The 23,896-nt window shown below is 48.0% G+C and carries 19 protein-coding genes; 5 read left to right on the top strand and 14 right to left on the bottom strand.

Annotated features, from left to right (window positions below):
* Positions 1-24 precede the first annotated feature (24 nt).
* From BLQ88_RS27320 to BLQ88_RS27290, 6 genes are all read right to left on the bottom strand, one after another.
* Positions 25-555: a hypothetical protein gene (locus BLQ88_RS27320; protein WP_090156183.1), complete on the bottom strand. Its 531-nt coding sequence runs from the start codon at positions 553-555 to the stop codon at positions 25-27.
* Entirely contained in the window at positions 536-1,294 is a 759-nt protein-coding gene (locus BLQ88_RS27315) for an ImmA/IrrE family metallo-endopeptidase (RefSeq protein ID WP_090156182.1), read from the bottom strand. The genes BLQ88_RS27320 and BLQ88_RS27315 overlap by 20 nt, the downstream gene beginning before the upstream one ends.
* The gene (locus tag BLQ88_RS27310) at positions 1,272-1,637 is read right to left on the bottom strand and encodes a helix-turn-helix domain-containing protein (protein ID WP_143016942.1); all 366 of its coding nucleotides are present in this window, start codon (positions 1,635-1,637) and stop codon (positions 1,272-1,274) included. The genes BLQ88_RS27315 and BLQ88_RS27310 overlap by 23 nt, the downstream gene beginning before the upstream one ends.
* A gap of 1,419 nt (positions 1,638-3,056) precedes the next feature.
* A complete protein-coding gene (locus tag BLQ88_RS27300; RefSeq protein WP_090156179.1) occupies positions 3,057-3,359 on the bottom strand; it encodes a helix-turn-helix domain-containing protein in 303 nt (100 codons plus the stop codon).
* 249 nt (positions 3,360-3,608) lie between these two features.
* Positions 3,609-4,655 carry a DUF4238 domain-containing protein gene (locus tag BLQ88_RS27295; protein ID WP_090156178.1) on the bottom strand — a complete coding sequence of 349 codons (1,047 nt, stop codon included), beginning with the start codon at positions 4,653-4,655 and terminating at the stop codon, positions 3,609-3,611.
* Positions 4,656-5,102: 447 nt separating this feature from the next.
* A complete protein-coding gene (locus tag BLQ88_RS27290) occupies positions 5,103-5,354 on the bottom strand; it encodes a DUF3253 domain-containing protein (RefSeq protein ID WP_090156177.1) in 252 nt (83 codons plus the stop codon).
* A 279-nt stretch (positions 5,355-5,633) separates the two neighbouring features.
* On the opposite strand from BLQ88_RS27290, the gene BLQ88_RS27285 reads away from it, so the two are divergent.
* Positions 5,634-5,882, top strand: coding sequence for a hypothetical protein (locus BLQ88_RS27285; protein WP_090156176.1), 249 nt, complete (start codon positions 5,634-5,636; stop codon positions 5,880-5,882).
* A 35-nt stretch (positions 5,883-5,917) separates the two neighbouring features.
* Positions 5,918-6,499: a class I SAM-dependent methyltransferase gene (locus BLQ88_RS27280; protein WP_090156175.1), complete on the top strand. Its 582-nt coding sequence runs from the start codon at positions 5,918-5,920 to the stop codon at positions 6,497-6,499.
* 6 nt (positions 6,500-6,505) lie between these two features.
* On the opposite strand, the gene BLQ88_RS27275 is transcribed toward BLQ88_RS27280, so the two are convergent.
* The 5 genes from BLQ88_RS27275 to BLQ88_RS27255 all read right to left on the bottom strand — a co-directional run bounded on the left by BLQ88_RS27275 (position 6,506) and on the right by BLQ88_RS27255 (position 15,157).
* Positions 6,506-8,149: a hypothetical protein gene (locus BLQ88_RS27275; protein ID WP_090156174.1), complete on the bottom strand. Its 1,644-nt coding sequence runs from the start codon at positions 8,147-8,149 to the stop codon at positions 6,506-6,508.
* A 67-nt stretch (positions 8,150-8,216) separates the two neighbouring features.
* Positions 8,217-9,281 (bottom strand): SGNH/GDSL hydrolase family protein, encoded by a 1,065-nt coding sequence (locus tag BLQ88_RS27270; protein ID WP_229212888.1) that lies wholly within the window; start codon positions 9,279-9,281, stop codon positions 8,217-8,219.
* A gap of 275 nt (positions 9,282-9,556) precedes the next feature.
* On the bottom strand, positions 9,557-11,944 hold the full coding sequence (locus BLQ88_RS27265; RefSeq protein ID WP_090156172.1) for an ABC transporter permease: 2,388 nt from the start codon (positions 11,942-11,944) through the stop codon (positions 9,557-9,559).
* Between the two features lie 173 nt (positions 11,945-12,117).
* On the bottom strand, positions 12,118-13,833 hold the full coding sequence (locus BLQ88_RS27260) for a PQQ-dependent sugar dehydrogenase (protein WP_090156171.1): 1,716 nt from the start codon (positions 13,831-13,833) through the stop codon (positions 12,118-12,120).
* A gap of 157 nt (positions 13,834-13,990) precedes the next feature.
* Positions 13,991-15,157 carry an AIR synthase-related protein gene (locus tag BLQ88_RS27255; RefSeq protein WP_090156170.1) on the bottom strand — a complete coding sequence of 389 codons (1,167 nt, stop codon included), beginning with the start codon at positions 15,155-15,157 and terminating at the stop codon, positions 13,991-13,993.
* A 131-nt stretch (positions 15,158-15,288) separates the two neighbouring features.
* On the opposite strand from BLQ88_RS27255, the gene BLQ88_RS27250 reads away from it, so the two are divergent.
* A complete protein-coding gene (locus BLQ88_RS27250) occupies positions 15,289-15,810 on the top strand; it encodes a C40 family peptidase (protein ID WP_090156169.1) in 522 nt (173 codons plus the stop codon).
* A 250-nt stretch (positions 15,811-16,060) separates the two neighbouring features.
* On the opposite strand, the gene tnpA is transcribed toward BLQ88_RS27250, so the two are convergent.
* Positions 16,061-16,507, bottom strand: coding sequence for an IS200/IS605 family transposase (gene tnpA / locus BLQ88_RS27245; protein ID WP_090156168.1), 447 nt, complete (start codon positions 16,505-16,507; stop codon positions 16,061-16,063).
* A gap of 197 nt (positions 16,508-16,704) precedes the next feature.
* Here tnpA and argH point away from each other — a divergent pair, with 197 nt between their 5' ends.
* Both argH and BLQ88_RS27235 read left to right on the top strand, forming a co-directional pair.
* A complete protein-coding gene (gene argH / locus BLQ88_RS27240) occupies positions 16,705-18,039 on the top strand; it encodes an argininosuccinate lyase (protein WP_090156167.1) in 1,335 nt (444 codons plus the stop codon).
* Positions 18,040-18,043: 4 nt separating this feature from the next.
* On the top strand, positions 18,044-18,577 hold the full coding sequence (locus BLQ88_RS27235) for a thioredoxin domain-containing protein (protein ID WP_090156166.1): 534 nt from the start codon (positions 18,044-18,046) through the stop codon (positions 18,575-18,577).
* Between the two features lie 76 nt (positions 18,578-18,653).
* Here the strand turns inward: BLQ88_RS27235 and BLQ88_RS27230 are convergent, their stop codons facing one another.
* Both BLQ88_RS27230 and BLQ88_RS27225 read right to left on the bottom strand, forming a co-directional pair.
* Positions 18,654-20,348 (bottom strand): SusD/RagB family nutrient-binding outer membrane lipoprotein, encoded by a 1,695-nt coding sequence (locus BLQ88_RS27230; RefSeq protein WP_090156165.1) that lies wholly within the window; start codon positions 20,346-20,348, stop codon positions 18,654-18,656.
* Between the two features lie 41 nt (positions 20,349-20,389).
* The gene (locus tag BLQ88_RS27225) at positions 20,390-23,731 is read right to left on the bottom strand and encodes a SusC/RagA family TonB-linked outer membrane protein (protein ID WP_229212887.1); all 3,342 of its coding nucleotides are present in this window, start codon (positions 23,729-23,731) and stop codon (positions 20,390-20,392) included.
* Positions 23,732-23,896 lie beyond the last annotated feature (165 nt).

The raw sequence follows: 23,896 nt of genomic DNA, 5'->3' as shown, positions 1-23,896 counted from the left end.
AAAATGACTCTTTCAAATTTAGTATTAGATGCGCAGACTTTTACAAGTATAGTTAGCCATAGAGGTAACAGGCAACCTATGCTTTGCAGCTTTAGCCTTTTGTAAGAATTCATCACATTCTTCGATAGTCATTTTGCTTGTTCGCAAAGCCTCGCACAAAAAATCCATAGTAGTTATATATGTGATGCTGTGCTCATTGCAATAATCACAAATGTCTTTCAAATTACTACTACCTAAGATATTTTCATTAAACCGTGCAACGGCCATACAGGCGCTTTCACCAACCCCAAATTCTCTTGATAGGCGCAAATATTCTTTTTTGATTTGCGGATTTGTTTCGGGAAAGTTAATTTTTTCAATTAACCGTAGATTGATGAGGTTATCCACTTGTACCCGCTTGCTATAAAAACCTTCTAATTCAGCATAAACTTTATCGATGATCTTCATCGGGTGAGTAAAAATCTTAGGCAGTAACAAAATATATCCGCCCGTCAAAAAATGCGAGATTACGTCAGCATCAATTAGTATAATCTTGTTAACGGTCTTCACTTTCATGCAAATCAACATCAGTTACAGAAAACCCGAGATCTTGCATCAGTGAGTAAAAATGGTGCTCTGAGATTATTCCTTTGTCTAAAAGGTTGTTTGCAAGAGGTGCATATTCCCCAACAGCAGCTTCGGCTGCACTTTTTTCGTATATATATGGGCCAAAGCCTAATCGAAATGCACTGGACTTTACAAACTTTTGGAAATCTTGCGCCTCGTCGACTGAGATTAAACCTAAGTCCCGCAACCTAATTAATAGAAATGCTCGAGAACATTCAAAGATATTTTCAATCTTGCAAATTGTTGCTAATGATATGTTCTTACTTTCCATCTCGCCATGAGGAATATTTGCATATATGGCTTCTCTTGGCATCAAGAAATATGCAGCGAAATTATCAGCATTATACTCTTCCGGGTCACCTTTATCAAATGTGCCTACACGGCAAATTCGGGATTGAAAAAATTGCTGTACGTAAAGGTGATAAAGCTCATGACAGACGGTAAAGTGCTGATGTCCAACAGACATATTTGCGTTAATCAACATGAATCGGTAAGTCTCATCTGCCTCAACTACGCGAAGACACATACCTGAAAACCCTTCGCTCATCGGCCTAAAAAGTGCTACAACGCCAATTTGAAGAAGTAAAGCACGAAGTGGTATTGGCTCTGAACTACTATAACCCCAAGACTGACGTAAGGAACGAGCTTTATCTTCAAGAACTAGTTTATTTTCTTTCCTGGCCTTCATACCTTTTTAACTTATTCTTCATGCTGATGAAATTTCTAACGACAGTCCGAAATCTAGCAATTTCATCAAGATCAGTCGGCTCCAACTCCCCGGCACGAAAAGCGAATGCTGTATTGGCCGTTTTGTTTGCTGCGTTTTTTTCATAGAAGTCATAGGCACTGATACCAAATAAGGACGCAGCTCTTTCCAAGGAATCAGTTGGCACACCTCTTTCTCCATTCTCATAATGACTTATACAGGACGCAGTAACATTTAGGTAAGCAGCTAACTCTTGCTGACTCATTCCTAAACGCACCCGAAATTGGCGTAAGTTACTGCCTATTATATAGTTATCGTTCTCCACTGACGTGCTTTAGTTGTAACAAATATCGTAAATATTATTTAAAAACGACAATTTAATGACAGGCTCAACAAATGCATTTTAGATTTTGTCACAAACTGAAACCGGATTAAGGCTGCCTTTTAACTAATCCCTTACCAAGTCGCTATGCCCCGTGGGGGTGCCTGGTGAGTCTGCGAAAGGCTATCAAAGTTCTGTATGTGCCTAATAGTTCATTTCACAAACACATTTGCTCGCAGTCCAGCCGAATTTCGCGTCTTACAACCTTGCCCAGTTCCCTGAACCATCTCGAGTGATCTTTATCTGCTAGCGTTCCTGCATTTTCAACTCGAAGTATGGCTTTGATACTTCAGTTACAGACTAAAAAGCCTATTAGTTTTCCTCTGGCAGCCATTGCGTAGCGTTGTTTACAATCTTCTTCATTTTCGTTAGCATCCCACTCACCCGAACTTACTTTGGCAATCAGTTCGGATATGACCCGGTAGCGTTCAATGGAAAGTGATTGATAGGCATCCGTAATGTAGATGTCGTCTATGGTTTTTCGAAACGCGTCGCGGTTATCAGGAATTCCGGGCGACGCGGGAAAGTTTGCGATTACGGTTGACGCATCTGCACCCACATCAGACGTATACGGTTGGCGTATGGTGAGCGTTCACGAGGGGACAATGTCAGATCTAATTTTGCTATCAAATGGATCTGTTTCGCGGATGTCATAATCCGCCTGCTTAAAAGTCTCAACAATCTGGTCCGCTATTCTACCTCTATCGATATTCCTGAAAGCCCCTGCCAGTCGTCCCGCTAAGGTGGTGTGCCCGTTTTCTAAAAGTATATTTAGCAACTCTGAAGCATCTCTTACCAACGAGAGCGCTGTACTTGGATCAATAGCATTTCGTATATAGATGGTTGCAGAACTATATATTAGTGCCGCTCGCAGCGTATAAATGTGCTTTCCGTTTGAAGCTACTGTAAGCTGATCTGCCTGTGGCAATTCGCCCCACATGTTAAATCGCGAAGTTTTGTATGCTAGCGGCGTAGGGTTGTTGTTCCCCAGCGGAGATCGCATAAGCAACTGCTGTGGGACCGCTTGGTTTCCTGCACGGTTGCAATAGTTTGGCAGACAGAGAGCAGTTATTATCATACCTGTATTTGAGAAACACGGCAACAAAATCCCAGTAGGAACAATATCAGGCTGTGGTTTCGCCATATCAATCTATCAAATCAAGCGGTTGTCAATCTATTGAATCTCGATGTGTCACTACTATTAAACCGCGTTGTTGTAATTATATTAAATATGGTTGTGATATTTCTATTAAATCGTGTTGTGATAGATTTATTGGATCGTGACAAGCACAATTAACGCTTTTAGCGATAGATTGCCCCCTGTTACACGATCAAGCGCCAGAAGATACTTACCATTGAAGTCTATTCGCTAGGTTTACCAAGCAACTTCAAATCTTGCAACTTTCTTCCAAGCTCGTCATCTGCGGCCAGTTTAAGGAAATCTTCGTGCAGATTTAGAACCCTCAAAACATTGAAATAAGCCCCTATCGATACACTAGGGCTGCCTTTTTCGATATGATAAAGTGTGGTACGGTCGATTCCCGCACGCTCAGATACTTGAATGGTCGTAAGTTTTCGGCGTTTGCGAGCCAGTTTTATATTTTCGCCCAGCTGCTCAAACATCTTCACAAATTTCGGCAGAATGACATGCTTTCTTGTCTTCATATGTTGCTTATTCCAAACAAAAAAGATAACAATGTTGAAAATATGCAACATTATCCGAACTATCGAGTGATCGTTCCCCGATTTTGCCAGCTTGGACCTTCACAAACTGCCCGCAGCAAGTTTCTTCCCAGATCAAGTAGAGACTTACTCGTACAATGATTTGAGAGTGGAACCCTTGACCTAGATTTACCAAAAACTAATGAGCGTTTATGCTACTACTAACTCTTAGACGTAATTACATCATGATCTTTACTCCACATCACCTTGACCAGAAAAATAGTTTTCAGACTCTGTTTGTTCTGCATGCCACCTTTCCCATTGGTCCTTTTCGTGTTTGAAGATTTCTGCATTGATCGTTCTTGGTATAAATCCGGGAACGTCGTCATCAGCCGTTTTTCCAAACACATATCTATGAGCATGTTCTGCGATCATACGACGTAGAATGTTCGTTTGCTCAACGGAAAATCTGGTACCACGTTGCGGCGGTTTCTTACCAACACGAGTGTAAAGCATATGATCAGGACTGAGCGGCATTAGTATTTCTGAACCGTTGTTTCCAAGGCCACCTTTGAAATCATACTTCCCAGGTGAGTAGTAGTTCAACCGAATGACCGGCTTGTCTGTCGTGATCCAACTCATTCCTTTTGCCGGACGCATAATTGTCCATTTATGCAGGTGCAAAATTTTGGCCGTATTATTCAGTTGGTGTTGCATTGTCCATAACCACGAATTTCGTCCTGCGGCTGTCTCAACCTTTAAAATACCGAACTCTTCGCCTTCCTTTATGTCAGTATATACTTTTATGGGAAGAGTTGGATTAATTTTCTCCGTGGCACTCTCGCCCTCGTTATGCTGATGTTTCTCTAATTTTTCAGGAAGTTCCGCCAGAACTCCGTCCATTATTTCCATTATTGTTTCAGAGTAATTTGTCATGTGTTCAATCAGTCGAGCGGGAGTCCTGAGATCGTGTAAGGCCAAGAATCGAACCAACTTGTGCCAGTCATCAGAAGTAAGCCGATCCTCATTTACCACCTTCTCAATACAAGCTTCTGCCGGGAACTCGAATTGCTCTGCAAACCGACGCTCAATCTCATCACTTTCCACTCCGTTAGATCTCAGGGCATAGAGGTATTCTTGATAGGCAGTTTTTGCAATGCTCTGCTCATTCCAAAACGGAACATTCTGGTGTGAGACCAATCTGTGGTAAACAAAAACCTTTTTGGGAGAAGACTCCCAGCGTTTGAGATACCCCTGCGATAGATAATGATTGTCTTTGCGGAATTCTGCAGCTGCCATTTGTCCTCTACTTTTTGAGATAGTGAATTAAAATATGTACAATTTAACCTTGCGCAACTAAATTATAAGACTAAGTATTTAGCTTTCAAGGGAGAGTGAAATTTCGTAACTTCGCCCCAGTAATATCGCACTTACCACCGCCAAAACCCACAGGCATTTTCCAAACTTTGAACACCTAAAACCACCCGAAAACGCACTCAAAAACCAGCGAAAACCATCATCAAACCAGCCAATTTTCGCCAAAAGAATTATACATAACAAATATACTGTTGTACTATATGTATAAAAAATAGTGAGTCATTCGTGTAGTTTACCTCAAATAAAGGAGACAAAATCTTGATTACAAGCCGATTAAGAGCAAAGTTCGAGACCCGTCTCCCTCTCCAACATAAGATCCCGATTTTTCAGGACCTCTTTTGTGCCCAACATTCCAGCTTTGCTAGCGCGCTATTTGGAGACAATTTTAATGCGGACTGGCCCCTTGATATGCTTAACATCAACAGGCACTCCCTTTTGTGTGATCACTATGCTGCCTTTGTTATGCAAATCAATTGCCACCTCGCGTACATCTTTCATGTGCTTACGCCAGTCGTCAGGAAATAGTATGCGTGCAATTTCAGAAGGGCAGGTACTTTTTTCAGCGCCGCGATGGATGGCAGTGGATAGGATGGTTGTCGCTATTTTTTCGTAATGCTGCATGTTATACTATTTGCGCTGGTGACACTTCTATCACATTATTTTAGTGGTGCTGCAAAAAATCGTCTCTCTGTTATGCAGCCCTTTACTTCCCATTCAAACCCAACCACTTTCCGCCACAAATCCAAAAACTGGACCATGCCGTTTCCAATATGGCCGCGTATATTTATACTGGCATCGTGATTAGCCAACACCATTGAACCAATCGCCCATCAGGGGCGTATCTCAGATGGAGGCATCACTTTTCCCACAATACATTACAAGACGGTAACAACTAAATATATGGATTTACGTACGACATTATCAGTAAATGAGAGCTTTATCGAAATGCTGGTAGATTGCAAAAACCGCGGGGCGAAGGCGGAAATGATTTTGGATATCAATGGGCTGGAACGGGCTGAGGGTGTGATACAGCAAATTCACACGGATGATCCCAACCCTTACATTGAACTGCAAGACGGGACAAAGATTGTAGAAAAAACCATCATCGCGCTCAATGGTATTTTCCGGCCTGAGTATTCCGGATGTTAGCTTCCTGGGCACAAAGCAAAAAGTAACAGCTGAAAATGGATAAATCGAACGGGTACGAAGCCTACGCAACGACATTCATTCGGTGTCGCTCCAAGGGCATCGATGGGGTTGGCGCGTCATCGGTGCGGCTCTGGGCCAGGTCGCTGCCTTCAAATGCGACGGTGCTGGATGTGGGTTGTGGCGCAGGCGACCCGATTTCGAAGGCATTGGTAGACGAAGGTTTGAATGTTTATGGCGTCGATGCGTCAGCTTCGATGGTGCAGACTTTCCAGCGGAACTTCCCGAATATTCCCGTCGCCTGTGAAGCCGCAGAAGATTCCTTGTTTTTCAATCGGCAGTTCGATGCCATCATAGCCTGGGGACTTATGTTTCTTTTACCGGAAGAAACACAGGAAATGGTAATTCAAAAAATGGCCAATGCGCTGCATAACGGCGGAAAGCTGCTGTTTACGGCTACTTCCCGAAAAATGAAATGGGATGATGCCATTACCGAAGTTGAATCACGATCGCTTGGAGCGGAGCGATACAAAGAGCTGCTGGCCGCATCGGGACTTTCGGTCATCGAGGAGTTTGAGGACGAGGGGGAGAACCATTACTATCATGCGGTGAAGCTTTAAGCCCCCTTACCTACCCTCCTTCACCTTCACATCCTTAAACATCACTGCATTATCACTAACCCGTACCGGCTTCCCGCTGGCGGTGGTGACGTTTCTCAGTATCACCTCATTGGTTTTTACATAAGGATATTTTTCCTGGTAGGAACCGTCCTTCATTTCCGGGTTGAAATTGGCGAAAATGGCCGGGCCCTGGTAGGCTTCCGGATGCTGGGAGTCGTCGATCCGCAGATTTTCGATGGTAATCCGTTCGGGCATGTAGCAGGTGTAGCCGAAATCGTGCTGGCCTGAGTAAGAGCCGCTTACCAGCGACGGATTGGCAGGCTTGCCGTTCACCGGGACGAATACGCAGTCGCGGATCACGACTTCCCCCTGCCAGGTGCTGCCGTAATCGGGACGAAGATTTACAATGCTCCTGCCACGAATGGTGGAGTTTTCGATCAGTAACAGCCCGCTGCCGATGGCATTGATGCCCATATGCCCGAGGGTCGAGTTGCGGATGGTAGCATTGGCAACACCCTGGTGCGCATCGAAGCGCGAGAGCGTGCAATGATCGTAAAGCATATTCTTGCAGAAGTTCGAGCCCAGAATGCCCCAGTAGGTATTATCGTTGATATCGTTTGTCTGGGTACAATTCACAAACGATATGTTGAGCGCCCGGTTAGCCGAAAGGTCATAAGTACCCATGGTAACAGGCTTGCCGGCCGCACCAATGGTACTGTAAGTTTTGTGGCCGGTGAGGACGGCATTCTTCACGGTTACGTAGGAGCAGTCGCCGATATTGATAAAGCCTCCATAGGGCGCGCCGTGGTCGCCTTCGCCGGTAATTCGGTGTTCCAGACCTTCCAGAAGCACATTCGAGCGCCTCACCGCGATGTTGCGGTTGTAATAGGTATACTTGGATTCAGCCTGGTTGGCGATGGTGGTGAAACGCCCGCCAGTGATTTTCAAAGGTTTTTCGTCAATGGGCAATGCGGTGATCTCGGTGATCTGGTCGAAATTCCAGATGATCGGCGCATTCATGTCTACTTTTCCGTTCTTGTCGACCACAAAAATGTCGGTCTGGGAAGAGCCGTTATTTTGATTCAACCCAAACCTTATGTACTGTTTTACATTGGAATTGGTAACCGTAACCAGGCACGGACCGGGCAGCATTGCGTCGATTTTTTCCTGGTTTCGTTTTAATGACTTGACGGTTTCGAGCTTAAATGGTTTCAGTCCTGAGCTGACGGTAAACACGGATGCATTGCGATTTTCCACTTCCTTATCATCGATAATAAATGCCGCTTTGCCGAAATCGGTGTCGGTCTGGATCACCGCGGTGCGCTCTTTTCCGCCGATATAGTAGGTCGCGCCGTCGTCGGCTTTCACCGCAAGCCCGTGCAGGTTGGCGAATGCATGCGTCGCCGCAATTGCATCTATGTCGTCGGCTTTACCATCGCCCCGCGCGCCGAAATCCCCATAGCGGACGCTGCCGGCCGCTTTGTACTTCCTGACGTCTTTCGGCGCTACATTCACTTGCAGTTCACCTTTTTCGTTGGTAAATACTCCCGTTTTCTTGTTTTCGGAAGTCACCACCACACTTTTATCCTGCCCCAGCGTCAGCAGCGGGAAAGTAAAAAGAGCAAACATCAGTAGCATGTATTTCGCCATAAGGGTCAGTTTTTTGTAATTATTAATTTCAAAAGACGCCCGCAGGAAAAAATACTTTTTACATCGATCAATACTTCAAATCCCTGATTTTCTTGACCACTCTGTTTGCAATAATCTTATAACCAAAGTTATTAAGGTGAATCTGATCCGTAGGGTTCGGGGCGCGCATTCGATGGGGAAAAACTCCCTTTGCGATATCCTCCGAATCTTCTGCGGTAGGGGTAAATCCAATGTCATTCATTTCCGAATCGGTGGGCGGCGTCATCCCCACGTAGGAATCCCGGTACAACATCGCCAGCTCGTCGTTGAGCGCGGTAACCTTGGCAAAGCCGTCCGTTCCCTTGTGTTCGCTGGATGCGAGCATTATCCCCAGCACCAGGTATCGCCGGGGCTCGGTAATGTAATCGATCGAGCTCTTGATTGCCGAAAGAATGCCATCCACGGGTTTCCCTTCTCCAATGTCGTTCCGCCCATACCAGAGGATTTGCGTAGCCGTCCGCAGGCGTGTTGCGTCATCCAGTTCGAAAACGGAATCATCGGGAATCTCCGTGTCGACCGGCTCTTCCGCCGGGGTTTCTGCCGTTAGTTCCGTGTCGGTCCGCAAAACGGGCTCTACCAGGTAGCGTTCGCCAACATCCGGCAAAAACTTACGCGTGATCGTACATTTCACACCTGCAAGGGTACCGGTCCTGCTATAAACGTCTTCGTCGAGCCAGGTCGACAGGAACCAGGTACTGATCTTCGTAACAACCACTGGCTTAGCACCGTTGAACTTGCCTCCTTCTACCGACAAGGTGATGGGAATACCACCCTGCCTTACCGCGATCGATAACGAAACCTGGCCGTTGATCCCGTCGCTAAAAACCGGACGTTCAGTGAAAACATCTCCTACCCACTCACCGAACGGCCTCGTGCCGCCCGTGCCGGCAGTGAGGCTGTCGCCGAAGAAAGCGAGTGTTTTATCGCGGTTATCCTTTTTGGGAGGGATGATTTTGTCGAGCAGGTTATCGCAGGAGCTCAGGAGCATTGTAGAAAGGGCGGCCGCCCCAGATTGACGAAAAAAACGTCTGCGGCTCATTTCCCCACCGCTCTTGCGTCCGGGGACAGTGTGTTGGAATGCCTTCATTTTCATGGATGGAACGTTTGCGTGTTGCGCATACGGGGTACGGATGCAAATTATCTACGCAATAATCGTTCCACAGTGCTGAAATTAGCTGCAAAGGCTGTCAGGGAATTTCTACAAGTTTTCAATCAAAACGATTAGGATTATTTCCAATAATATGGATTAAATCCATTTTCTTTGACCATCCAATATTGCTATACATAAATTGGGTTTTAGGGTTGTATAAATGATGACATTCCGGAAGTATTGCCTCCGGAATGTTTCTGTTTTCGGGACAAAGCCAATTATTCCGACCGCAGGCTTTTTACCGGATTCATTAGTGCAGCCTTAATGCTCTGAAAGCTGATCGTAAGCAATGCCACGCCCACCGAAAGTGCCGCAGCCAGCACAAAAACCCAAAGTTCAATATCGATTTTATAAATGTAATCTCTTAAAAATGACTGCATTGCATACCAGGCGATCGGCGCGGCTATGACGAATGCGATGAGCATCAGTTTCAGAAAGTCGCGCGAGATTAGCTCCACAATGCTGTAAACCGTAGCACCGAGCACTTTCCGAACGCCAATTTCCTTGGTACGCTGCGTCACTACAAAGGAAACCAGGCCAAACAACCCCAGCGAACCGATTAGCACGCCTAGTGCGGCGAATATTTGCAGGAAATTGGAAAGCTTGCGTTCGCTATCGTAGAAGCTTTTAATGTCGTCTTCCAGGAATTTGGGCTCGTAATAATGGTTGGGAAACATGGCTTTCCAATGCTCGCCGATATGCGCGATGGCTTGGGATTTTTTAGAATTGTCGATCCGGATGCTGGCCAGTTGAAAATTCCAGCCCGCGTACACATACACATGCGGCATGAGCTTGGTTTTGAGATCTTCGGAATGGTAGTCTTTCACCACGCCCACGACATTCAATTTCATCCCCCAGAATTCCAGTTGTTGGCCTATTACTTTTTCGGCTTTCCTGAAACCCAGGTCACGTGCTGCCTTCTCGTTGATCATCACGTCGGCAAACTGAGTGCCTTTGCTTTGGCGCGTCGTGTCGCTGGCTGTCAGCATACGGCCGGCAAGCAACGGAATGCGGAAGAAGTGGAAGTAATTGGTGTCGATATGTTGAAGACGGAACGTTTCCTCGCCGTCGGGCAGGCCCGGATGCTTCATCGTTCCCCACCAATGGTTACGCTTGCTGGCCGGGGTAGTGAGGCCGAATGCGACTTCACGAATCTCCGGATGCTGTTTCAGCTGCTGTCCGAAACGCTCCCGGAGAACGGAACTCCGGTCGGGCATAGTCACAGTCACGATGCCGCTTTTATCGAAGCCAAGGTCTTTTTCATAAAAATACCGGATCTGCTTCATCGCCAGCAATGTGCATATTACCAGTACCTGCGCAATCACAAATTGCAAAACCACCAGCGACGAACGCAGCGAAATACCTCTGCCCGGCAACATCACACGGTTTTGCAACGCCCTCACCGGCTGAAAACCCGAAAGAATGAGCGCAGGATACAGCCCGGCAAAGAGCGTTACCGCAATCGCAAGCACACCCAGGAACAGGAATGTACCGGCATTCCAGACTGTGGAGCCGTCGATACGCGTATTCAGAAGCTCCGAAGAATAGGTAACCAGCTTGCCTGCGAGCAATGCGCCCAGAAATGTTGCCAGCAACACTACCAGACCCGTTTCTCCGAAAAACTGAAAAATCAGCTGTTTTCTGCCGCTGCCCAGCACTTTGCGTACCGCCACCTCACGCCCCCGTTGGATAGCTTGTACGGTAGCGAGGTTCACGAAATTGATACAGGCGATAAATATGAGGAATATGCCAATGCTGGTGAGCGTGTAAAGCATCCACTTTGGCATGGAGTAATTGAATGGATCTTTGCTGGTGTCGAAATGCATTTCCGAAAGAGGCTGCAATTCAACTGAGGTTACCGTTGTTTCCTCAGGCCGGCTTTTCGCAAAACGGGTAAGCGCTGCCTCGATCGGTGCGGTCGATGCGCCGGGTTTCAGCAATACAAAGCCCTGATGCATGGAATCACCGCCGCTGAGCTTGTCTTCTTGCGCCAGATCGGGTTGTATTTTCTTGATTGTCTCCCATGAAATGATCATTTGCATCGGGAATTCGGTATTAACGGGCAGATTGCCGATCACGCCGGTTACGGTAAGTTCGGTTTGGGTATCGTAACGCAGCTGCTTACCCATCGCATTGCCTTTGAAAAGCTTCTCCGCGGTTTGCTCGTCCAGCACCACCTGCCCCGGGGCGCCGAGCGATTGCTTCGGATTGCCGGCGATCCAGCGGACATCCAGCATTTCCAGCATGGCTGGTTCGGTAAAAAAGATATTGTTCTGGTTGAAAATAGCCGTTCCCACCTGTACCGCCGCGGGGTTCATTCCATAGAAATTGGCGGCCGATTCCACTCCCGGAAACTGGGTTCTAAGTAGCTTAACCGTCGTCTGGTGTACATGCGACTGCTTCTCACCAAACTTGTCGGTCGATTTGACGCGGTAAATGCGGTCGGCTTTGGCATGAAAACGGTCGAAGCTGTATTCAAACCGGACAATCCAGAAAAGCGTAATGGCTACGCCCAGGCCGAGGGTAAGGCCCGTCAGGTTAATGGAGGAGTATAACCTGTTCTTTTGCAGGCTCCGGTAAGCGGTTTTAAAGTAGTTTCCGATCATATTTCAAAGCAGTTTACATTTGAAACAGCACATTCTAGATGTGTTTCAAAAATAGTCTGCCAAGCAAAAAAGGCCGTCAAAAACGGCCTCTGTACGCTGATAATGAAGAAGTTCAAAAATGCGGCTGTCCGCAACCGGACAAAATCCGTTCAGCATTGGACAGCCTCAAACCACTATCTCCACACCAAAACCTTCTGCTGCACCACCCGGTCGTGCCCGGCCATGCGCACTACATATATACCCGAGGCCGTATTGCCCAACGGGATGTTGACAGGCCCGCTCCTGCCGCCTATTTTCTCGGTTAGTATGATCTTCCCGCCGGCATTGACGATCTCGACGGTCTGGAAAGGCTCGTCCACGAACAGGTTCATCTCACTGCTGCTGATCAGCGAAGGCCGGACAAACAGGTCGCCCGAGCTCTCCCCGCCGCGGCTGACCGTGATGATTTTGGAATACCTGAAACTCTCGTCGGTATCCGTCATTTTCAGACGGTAATAGAGGTTTCCGTTCTCCGAAGTACTGTGCGAGAATGAATACAGATTGCCGGTTGGTGCATTAGCGCCCTGGATAATGCCTATCGCCTCAAATTGTCGGGCATCCCGACTGTGCTGGATCTCGAACGATTTGAAATCCTTTTCCATCACCGTTTGCCACGCAAGCCTCACACCCTCTGCACTGGGCGCCCCCGAAAAATCAACCAGGGTAACCGGCAGCGGGTCTTCTGCCTCTATGCGGTATACCGCAGTGGCCGTCACCGCATAAATTTCCCCGGCCTCGTCCTCCCCAATATCCCTGACGCCCGTGAATGTCGAAGTCTGGTATTCTTTCACCGAGCCATCCGAATTAATCTTATGAATATCCCCCGAACCGTAGTCCATTCCGATATAATAGCCGTTCATCACGGGCCAGTCGTTTCCACGATACACCACCCCGCCTATCACCGAATTTCCCCTTGCCGTGCGGGTTCTGTATGTGTAGGTAGGTTTGATAAAGCTCGCCGAATCGGGGCATTCATTGATCGCGATACCGGGCGTGTAGCCATTTCCTTCGAAGCAACGCCATCCAAAGTTGGCAGACGACGCATTACCAGCCGTAACATGGTTGATCTCCTCCCAGCTATCCTGCCCAACGTCACCGATCCACAGGCCATAATTTTCGCGATCGAAACTCCAACGGAACGGATTTCTCAGCCCGCGGATGAAAATTTCATTGCCAAACGGGTTGCTGGGCGGTATCACATAAGGCAGGCCGGAGCCTAATGGCGGGTTCACATCGATCCGCAGGATTTTGCCCAGCAAACTCGAAGTGCTTTGACCGTTGATATTCGGATCGTAACCTGCGCCGCCGTCGCCGGTGGATAAGTATAAGTAGCCATCCTCATAACCGAAATGCATTTCACCTCCGTTGTGGTTGTCATTCACGGGATGCTGGATTTTCAGGAGCTCGACCCGTGTGCTGGCAGGCACCACATTGCCCAACGGATTTGCAGAGGTATACCTTGCGAGCACAAGGTCACCGTTTGTATCGGTATAGTAAGTGTATACAAATCCATTGACATTAAAATCGGGATGGAAAGCGATACTCAGCAAGCCGCCCTCGCCCGCCGTTCCAACGACTTGCCCGCCGCTATTCATATTCAGAAATTCGATGGGAGTAGTTAAGGCCCCCGGGTTGAACGCCGTAATGATACCGGAGCGCTCTACAATAAAAATCCTGTTTGAATTATCTCCTGCATGTACAAGCTGCATCGCGGACGTCAGCCCGCTGATAACTGCTGTCGAGTTGATTTGTACATCGGGAATTTGTGCGCTGATACGTAACGCACCGAGAATAAAGCAACATACCAGGAGGTAATTCCGCAGTATGGGATAGTGGTTGATATGTTTCATACTTAACGTGGTTAATAGATAACACTACTTCTACTATTTTCTACGAAATGATACTACAATTCTCGTGCCCGCATTCGTGTTGGGAAATTTGGGCAAAGAAAAAGCCTCCGGAACGTAACTTCCGGAGGCTCAATATTTTGTACCAGACAAAAGTCGGTCAATAGTAGAATGTGCCGTATTCGCTGCTGATGGTGAGTTTTTTCTCGTTTGAAGCTTCTACCCGACCGATTACCTGTGCATCGATTCCGAATGATTTCGAAATCTCGACCACCCGCGCCGCGTGGCTTTCGGGCAGGTAAATTTCGAGCCTGTGCCCCATATTGAATACTTTGTACATCTCCTGCCAGCTTGTGCCGCTTTCTTCCTGGATCAGCCTGAATAATGGCGGTACGGGAAGCAGGTTGTCTTTGATAATGTGAAGGTTATCAACAAAATGTAGAATTTTTGTCTGAGCTCCGCCGCTACAATGTACCATGCCATGGATTTGCGGCCGCATTTCGTCGAGCAGCGCCTTGGCTACGGGTGCGTATGTACGTGTGGGTGAGAGGATTAATTTACCAACATTTAAGGGGGCGCCGTCTACTTCGTCGGTCAATTTTTTGTTGCCGCTGTAAATGAGATCGTCGCTCACTTCGGGATCGAAGCTTTCGGTGTATTTGGAAAGGTATTTACCCAAAATATCATGTCTTGCCGAAGTAAGGCCATTGCTGCCCATGCCGCCGTTGTATTCGCTTTCGTAGGTTGCTTGTCCGTACGAAGCAAGGCCCACAATCACGTCGCCTGCCTGGATATTGGCATTATCCACCACTTCGGAGCGCTTCATGCGAGCGATTACCGTGCTGTTGACCGTCACCGTGCGCACGAGGTCACCTACGTCGGCCGTCTCGCCGCCTGTGCTGTAAATCTCGACGCCGTAGCTGCGAAGCATGTCCAGCACTTCCTCAGCGCCATTGATCACCTCGGCGATTACCTCACCGGGAATGCGGTTTTTGTTACGGTCGATCGTCGATGAATAGAGCATCGGGCCGGTTGCGCCTACGCAAAGGAGATCGTCGGTGTTCATTACGATCGCGTCCTGTGCAATGCCTTTCCAAACGGAGATATCGCCCGTTTCTTTCCAATATAAATACGCCAGGGAAGTTTTGGTACCGGCGCCGTCGGCGTGCATGATCGTGCAGTAGTCGGGATCGCCTGCGAGGGTATCCGGTACTATTTTGCAAAAAGCCTTTGGAAAAAGCCCTTTATCGATCTTTTCGATGGCCTTATGCACATCTTCCTTTGAAGCCGATACACCGCGCTGGAGATAACGGTCGGTAGTTTTCATCTGAGCGTATTAATTAGTAAGCTATCCTTATTCCGCCACAAAAGTACGGAAAAAGGGGGCTCGAACCTTTACTTTCATGAAAGTAGTGGTTAATATTGGCCCCTTAAAGTCCTGAACCTACTTTCGATTTCATGCTTTTTCTGATTCGTTCAGTTGTTGTAGTAACCTTTTTGTTTGCCGTCAGTTCGCTTACCAACCGTTCTTTCGCACAGGCCCCGAAGTCCCGGGAGGTCGCCGCAGACACATTGAACCCGATCGAGTCGCTCGTATCGTTCGCTACTGAGCATTTACATATTCCCTATCGCTCCGGCGGCTCATCCAAAAAGGGCTTCGACTGCTCCGGTTTTGTCCGGTACTGTTTCAACCAATGGGATATTGCGCTCCCGCATTCCAGCGCCGCCCAGGCCGAGCACGGAGAGGCAGTAGAACTCGACAATGCCAAACCCGGCGACCTGATTTTCTTTAAAGGGCACAGTACCAAAAGCAAGCGCATCGGCCATGTAGGCATCATCACCGAAGTAGCACCCGGCTACGTCAAATTCATCCATTCAGCCTGGAAAGGCGGCATCCGGTACGATTTGTTGAATGCAGCATATTATAGTAAGCGGTTTGTGGCGGTTAAAAGAATGATCGGTGGCGGGACGAATGATTGAATGATTGAATGATTGAATGATTGAATGATTGAATGATTGAATGATTGAATGATTGAATGATTGAATGATTGAATGATAACCAAATTCTTTTTCCTTATTCATTTTTATCTCTGTTCATCTTTTTTATCTCTGCTCTTTCTCCTTTCCTCTCAATCTCAATTTCTTCTCTCTCCTGTGATCCGTCGACTCAAGTCGACGGCAAGATGATGCTCCTCTGCCGTCGACTTAAGTCGACGGAAATAGGAGATAGCTAGGAATTAGTTTTTTTGTTTGAATTTGTCCAGCCATATTTCAGCATGAATCTGTTGATCTCTGTTTCAAAGGTTTTGCCTTTGTGGTGCTCTTCCTGCCTGAGTATGTAGCCACGGACACGCGTTACATGCGCCTCACTGACACTTACAGCCCAATAATCATCCTGCCACACAAACTTGGTTCTCGTCAACTTATTCTTATTGATCCAGTAAGCTGATTCTCCCTTGATTATCTTCATTACATCCCCGAGTGTCTGCTCGCGGGTGAGACACAACAGGCAATGCGCGTGGTCCAGGTAGCCATTAATCATATCCAGCTCGATCCCCTTCGACATTGCATATTCCTTCATATGCATAAACACTTTCCTCCGAATCTCGTCGCGCAACACAGGTGCGCGATACTTTGTTGAAAAAACAACATGAATCCAAATCCGACTCCAACTCATACAGTACAAGTTTAAAACGCGTCCAACAACTAACCCCTGGCGGTCTTATTGATACGCTAAGTCTCAAATTTGGTCACACACAAAAACACAAAAAATCAATGGACGTCGACTTCAATCGACGGAAAAAGGTTATAAATGAGCCAATGATGCTAAATTTGTAGTGAAATTTTAGATTTTAAATTTATCATTCCTGCATTTTGAAACTCTGGCAAAAGGAAAATACTGTCACTTCTGAAAAAATAGAACGCTTTACGGTAGGGCGCGACCGCGAGATGGATTTGCATCTGGCCGAATTCGACGTGCTGGGCAATATCGCCCACGCCACCATGCTCGAAACCATCGGGTTGCTGACGGCCGACGACCTTGCTGCATTGAAAACCGAGCTCAAAGCCATTTACGCGCAAATCCAGAAAGGCGAATTCGTTATCGAAGAAGGCATCGAGGATGTGCATTCGCAGGTAGAATTGCTCCTTACCCGCAAGCTTGGCGATACCGGCAAGAAAATTCACAGCGGCCGCTCGCGCAACGACCAGGTGCTCGTGGATATGAAGCTGTACACCCGGGCGAGGCTTTTTGAAGTGGTGGAAGCAACAGAGAAGCTTTTCGATGTGCTGACCCGCAAATCGGAAGAACATAAAAACGACCTGCTGCCCGGCTACACGCATTTGCAGATCGCCATGCCGTCGTCGTTCGGACTGTGGTTTGGCGCCTATGCCGAGGGCTTGATCGATGATATTATCCAGTTGAATGCCGCCTATCGCCTCGCCAACCGCAACCCGCTGGGCTCCGGTGCAGGATACGGCTCCTCATTCCCGCTGAACCGGCAAATGACGACCGAGCTGCTCGGTTTCGAAGGAATGCACCATAATGTCGTATACGCGCAGATGAGCCGCGGGCGTACGGAACAAGCCGCATTGAGTGCGATAGCATCTTTGGCCGCAACGGTGTCACGACTCGCCATGGACGTTTGCCTTTACAACAGCCAGAATTTCGGCTTCATAGTATTACCCGACGACCTCACGACCGGTAGCAGCATTATGCCGCACAAAAAGAACCCGGACGTGGCCGAACTCCTTCGCGCCAAAACCAACCGCATGAAGGCATTGCCGATGGAGGTAACGATGGTACTGAGCAACCTGCCGTCGGGGTACCACCGCGATATGCAGCTGCTGAAAGAAATCCTGATGCCTGCATTCGACGAAATCCTCGACTGCCTCGACATCGCCGCATTCATGCTGGAACATGTGAGAGTAAAACAAAACCTGCTCGACGATCCGAAATACGACCTCCTGTTCAGTGTGGAGCGTGTGAACGAGCTCGTGATCGCCGGCGTACCGTTCCGCGATGCCTACAAGCAGGTAGGTGCGGAAATAGGCGATGGTACTTACACCGCGCCGCGCGAATTGAAGCACAGCCACGAAGGAAGCATAGGCAACTTGCAAACGGATGCTATCCGTCAGCGAATGGAGCATGAAATAGCCGCGTTCGGTTACGAGCAGATAACCACCGCTTTGGAAGCATTATTAAAGTAATACAATGAAAACCCGGTCCGCCATCGTCTGGATGCTCTGCTGCATTGGATTTGCCCTTGCGGCAACCACCAGCGCGCATCGCTCCGCCCATGCCGGACCGGGTAGTTTCAAAGTCATTTTCTTCCTCGATCCCGAATGCCCCGTCTCGAACGCGTACATGCGCGAGATCAAAAGCATTCATTCGGATTATGCAAAAAGAGGCGTCGCATTCGAGGCCGTATTCCCCGTCCCGACCGTCAACCGCGAAGACATCAGGCAATTCTTACTCAAATACCAAGCGACCATTCCCGGTTATCAGGATGCAGGTTTGCAAAAAGTAAAACGGTACCAGGCTACCACCATGCCGGAGGCGGTTCTAGTGAATGCAAATGGCGAAATACTCTACCGCGGCGCGATCGATAACTGGTATTATGCTTTGGGAAAAAACAGGGCGAAAGCTACGGAGCTGTATTTAAGGAATGCTATCGAGGCCGTTTTGAATGGCGAAATGGTAGTTAAGAGCAGGACGGAGGCGATCGGGTGTTTGATCAATCAGTAATCCGAAATTCGGCATCATACAAAAAGGCAGGCCAATGGCCTGCCTTTTGCGTTATTTAACTAAATCTATATTACAATTATTGCTTATCCCACCATACGCGGCCTTGTGCGCTTGCAAGATCACCGAAGCCCGGCTGTGCCGCCATCGCATCGTAAGCTGCTTTCTTGTTAGCAAAGTTCGGGTCCGAAGATGAAGGAAGCGTGATCGGCGAACGACGTGGAACTACCAGCGTTACGCTCAGATAGCTCATTTTAGGCAAAGGAACTACCGAATTTTCGTTTGGCAAACCTGTGCGCTTCCACAACGCCCATCCTTCCTGAGGCTGTCTCATGAAGTTCAGGTAGCTCTGGCTTGCAATCTGATCCATTGCTTTCGCCGCTTCGAATGCGATACCAGGCTGAGCGAGGTATGCCATGATTTCTTCTTCCTTGGTAGCCGTGTAGTTGGTCAGCTTCGCCCCCTGGCCAACTTCGTCGTAGAATTCAAGTGAGCTACGAACACCTGCTTCGTACCAGCTTTTCGCAGTGCCTGTTCCCATAGATTTGGTCGCAAGCTCCGCACGCATGAAACAGAATTCGGCATAAGTGATAACAGGAATGTAAGAAAATCCTGTACCTGGGTTACCCGCTGCATCCGAACGGCCCGCATTGAAAAGGCGGGGCTGAACGAATGACAAAGTGTCCACAGTTGTGCTATTAGAGGAGATCAGCTTCGGCGTGTAATAACGCTGGATAGTCGCAGTCTGACGCGAAACGTCAGGACTTGTGAAACTGCCGACATAGCGTCGTCCTTCTTTGATACCTGCCGGCAACTTTTTGTCGGCGATCAGCAAGTCGATATTTGCCTGGGTATATTGGTTAGGCGCGAAGAACGCATCGATCCGCGGATCTTTCTTATCCCACATAAAGTCAACCATCGGCTTTGGCGCGCGGAGTTCGTCGGTCGCCCAGTTTCCACCTGCGGCATCGCCGGTGAATGTGGCGTTACCGATAAACACCCAGCCGTCCTTATTACTGCTCATCAGGTCGGTAGCCGGCATTGCCAATACTTCGTTGATAATCGCGTTACCCGCAGCGGCGTCAGCCTTTTGCACGCGCATCGCCATGCGAAGTCTCAATGCATTGGCAGCCTTCACCCATTTCGCAGGATCTCCGTTGTAGTATTGGTCGAATTCTACCAGCGAGTATTGCGGCACGGTAGGTGATTGCTTCAATACTGCAACCGCAGCTTTGATTTCACCGTCAAGCTTGGCGAACAATTCCTGCTGGGTATCGTATTTAGGCTGCAATGTACCGCCGTAACGTCCCTGGAAAGCCTCTGTGTAAGGAATGCTTCCGTAAATATCGGAAACATAGAATGCATAGTAAGCTTTCAGGATCCGTGCGATCTGGATCATCTGGTTGTAGCGAGGCTGCTCTTCGGCGCTCAATTTGCCTACCAGTTGTTCCAGGTCGTAAAGGCGGTCGCCTACCCCGTTGTACAAACGTCCGTAACGGTTTGCGAAGTTATCGTAATTCAGGGTAAATGAGCCCTGGTTACCGTTTGTAGGCGTATTGTACTGCATCCAGGGCATGATACGACGGTAAAGGTCGTAGAATGCCTCGAAATCCTGACGGTGGATACCATCGGTTGCTTGCAGGAACTGGTTCTGAGGTGGGATCTCGGTAAGAGCGTCCGGGTTTTTGTTGATATCAACAAAGGCTTGTTTCTCGCAGGAGCTCAGAAATCCTACGGCCGCCATCAATATGAGTTTACTCTTGAAAGATTTCATAAATAATGCTGTTATTAAAATTTGGGCTGTAATGAAACTGATTACAATCCTACGCTAACTGAAACACCGAGGTTACGTGAGAATGGCAGACCGCCGTATTCCATGAACTCGCCCGCTTTGTTGCTGTACAAACCTTCGGGGTTGATACCGTCTTTCGCAGTTTTGTACAGGTAACCCAGGTTACGTCCAACCAGGCTAATACGAAGGCTCTGGATTTTCGCTTTGCCCAGCAATGAAGCAGGTACGTTATAACCGATCGAAACTTCACGCAATGCAACCCATGAGTTTTCGAAAGTCGAGTACTCGCGGATACCTGATGACCATTGGGTCAGGTTCAGATAGTAAGCATAAGCGGGGATTGGTTTCACATAACCGGCTGTTACCGCATCGGCATAGCTCATTCCACCCAGATCCTTAGGCTGGCCGTCCACTACTACCTGGAAGCCTTGTGCAAGCACACCGTCAGGAATGATACCGTCGTTTTTCACAACGCCGTCCGCATCGGTATAAGTTACACCACCCAATTCCGTGTTACGACCTGGCAATGTGAATTTGAATGCACCTGTCGAAGAACCGTACTGGTGCGTCGCCGACGACATCAGACCGCCGATTTTAGCATCAGCCTGAACAGTCGCTGTGAAGTTTTTGTAACGGAAAGAGTTGACATTGCTCGCCAGGAATTTCTCCATTACCGTTCCAAGCTCCTTCTCGGCCTTGTCTCCGTATGAACCATTGCGAACATAACCGACACCACCTTCACCGGAGATACTTCCGATTACACGCTTGCCATTGGCAGGATCGCTCGGGTTATCCGACTTGTAAAGCGCGAAGCCATAAGGCGTAATAAGCGTTCCGTAATCTTTGCCTACACGCGCCACAGATTTAATATCCGCACCAAATCCAAGTGAAAGTTCGTAAGTATCTGTTCCTTCAACCAGTTCAAGCACTTTGTTACGGTTACGGGAGAAGTTCACGCTGGTATTCCATTCAAAATCATTTTTCTTGATCGGCGTCGCGGTGATGAGGATTTCCACCCCTTTGTTCTGAATTCTACCGGCATTAACGATTCTCTTGCTTACACCCGACTCAGGAGTCGTGTTAAGGCTGAGGATTTCGTTTTTGGTAATCTTGTTATAAACCGTCGCATCGATTCCCAAACGGTTGTTGAAGAAACGGATGTCAGCACCGAATTCGACTTCTCGCGCCAAACGGTTTTTCAATGCATAGTTCGGCAATGTGTTATCCCGGAAACCAGACCAGTTTACAGTACTTGACCCGTTAGGTAGCGTATAAGCAGGTTTTGGCTCGTAAGAACCGGTTTGGTTAGTAGACCACGGATCCGTGTCTCCACCTGTGTAACCCAAGCTCGCACGAACTTTACCGAATGACAACCAGGTAGGAAGGTTTTTCAACGATTCAGTCGCGATCCAGGACAAACCTACCGATGGATAAGAGTAAATATAATCTCCGCTTCCGTTAGCGTAAGTCAATGTCGACGACCAGTCGGTACGATAGCTCGCGCTCAAAGTGATCGCATCCTTGAAAGTCAAATCACCGTAAGCATACAAAGCGTCGATGCGTTTGGATGGCAACAGTTCGTTTCTTTCAAACAACAACGGGTTGATACTGTTCGCCAATGAGAAGTTATCAGGAACGCGAAGACCGCCGTTTGTTTTTACATTAAACCGGCGTCCACCGATCAAACGGTTCGTTTCACCACCCGCAGACAAGCTCAGGTTGAAATCAGTACCCAATTGCTTGTTGGCAGTCAAGAGACCCTGGAAACGCGTTTGTGTCTGATTCTCTGAATATTCGCGGTATTCACCACCAGAGAAACGTACGTTGTCACCTCTGTCTTTATTATTTCCTGTGTAAAGCTCGTTTTGCACGTTACCACGTACGAGGAAGCTCAACCAGTCGGTAATGTTACCTGTCAGGTCAATGTTTCCACGGAATACTTTCTCGTTTCTGACCTGCTTGTATTCAAATGTCTGGAACATGAACTCCGTAATGTTGTACGGGTCGGCAGTACCGCGACGACGTCCGCCTGCAACCGGATCGATATAGTTTTTAGACCAATACTCGATATCCATGCTGCGTGGACGGTTGTAAACGAAACGGAATACAGGGTTGTAGTTACCGCCCTGACGGATCGGGTTCACCATGTCGTTGTCGGTATAATCCGCGCTCACATCGAGGTTCAGTATTTTACCGATTTTCTGAGTACCGCGAATGTTGAAGTTGTTTCTCTTCAACTCGGTACCGGCAGCCATGATAGACGTGTTTTTCAAAGAAGAGAAAGACGCACGGAATGAGCTGCGGTCGTTACCACCTTCAACTGCTAGGTTGTGGTTGATGTACTTTCCAGTCTGGAAGAAACTCAATGGATCGTTTGCTTTCCAGGTTACCATACGGCCATCCAGATCACGTACCTGCTGTCCTTCGAATTTAGGACCGTACGAGAATGGGAAGTTAGGACGATCCACCTCAGGCACACCGTCGGCACCGTTGGCAAATGTAGGGCTCAAACCTGCACCGTAGTCGTTCTGCAGATCGAGGAATTTATAAGCATTCTCGAATGTAGAAGTATGGGTATAAGTCACACCCAGGCCTTTATCCACACGTCCCTTTTTGGTTTGAACGACCACCACACCGTTCAAAGCCTCGGAACCATACAACGAACTCGCAGCTGAACCTTTCAACACGGTCATCGACTCGATGTTGTCCGGGTTGATGTTCTTCATGATGTTACCAAAATCCTGTGCAGCACCCCAAGAGTCGGCACCGGATGTGTTCGGGCGAATCAAAACACCGTCCACGACGAAAAGTGGTTGCGTGTTAGGGCTCAACGATGCATTACCACGAATACGGATACGCGATGAAGCCATCGGACCACCGGTTCCCTGGTTGATCATCACACCCGCCACTTTACCTTGCAGCGCGTTGACCATGTTGGCATTGTTGGCACGGGAAATGTCGGCACCTTTTACTTCCTGGATGGAATAGGCAAGTTTGCGGACTTCGGTTGACATACCGAAACCCGTGATGACTACTTCATTAAGCGTTTTGTTGTCTTCGTCGAGGTTGACGGTCAATTGGGTGGCGTTACCCACCGGTACTTCTTTTGTTACAAATCCAATGGATGAAAAAACAAGCACAGCTGAACTGGAAGGCACAGCAATGCTGAACTTTCCGTTGGCGTCTGTAGCGCCGCCCGTGTTGCTTCCTTTAATGAGGTAGGAAACGCCGGGCAAAGGATTCTGATCCTTGTCAAGCACCGTCCCGTTGACGGTCTTTCTGTCTTGGGCAAAACTCCAGGTACTTCCAGTGAGGAGGAGGAGCAATGTTACCAGACGTGTTAAAGCAGTACACTTTTGTCTCATGGTAAACTTGGTAAATTGAATTTTTAGGTGGTTTAAGTTAACTGAGTTACATACTCTGATCCGAAGACCGGCAACCAACTTACGCTGGCTCCCACTTTGCACATCAAAAGCATTGTAATGTCAAAAATAAATATTTTTATTAACAAAAATATAACATTTATTAAA

Source organism: Dyadobacter soli, from assembly GCF_900101885.1.
Lineage (GTDB): Bacteria > Bacteroidota > Bacteroidia > Cytophagales > Spirosomataceae > Dyadobacter > Dyadobacter soli.
This window is presented reverse-complemented; position numbering and strand designations above follow the sequence as displayed.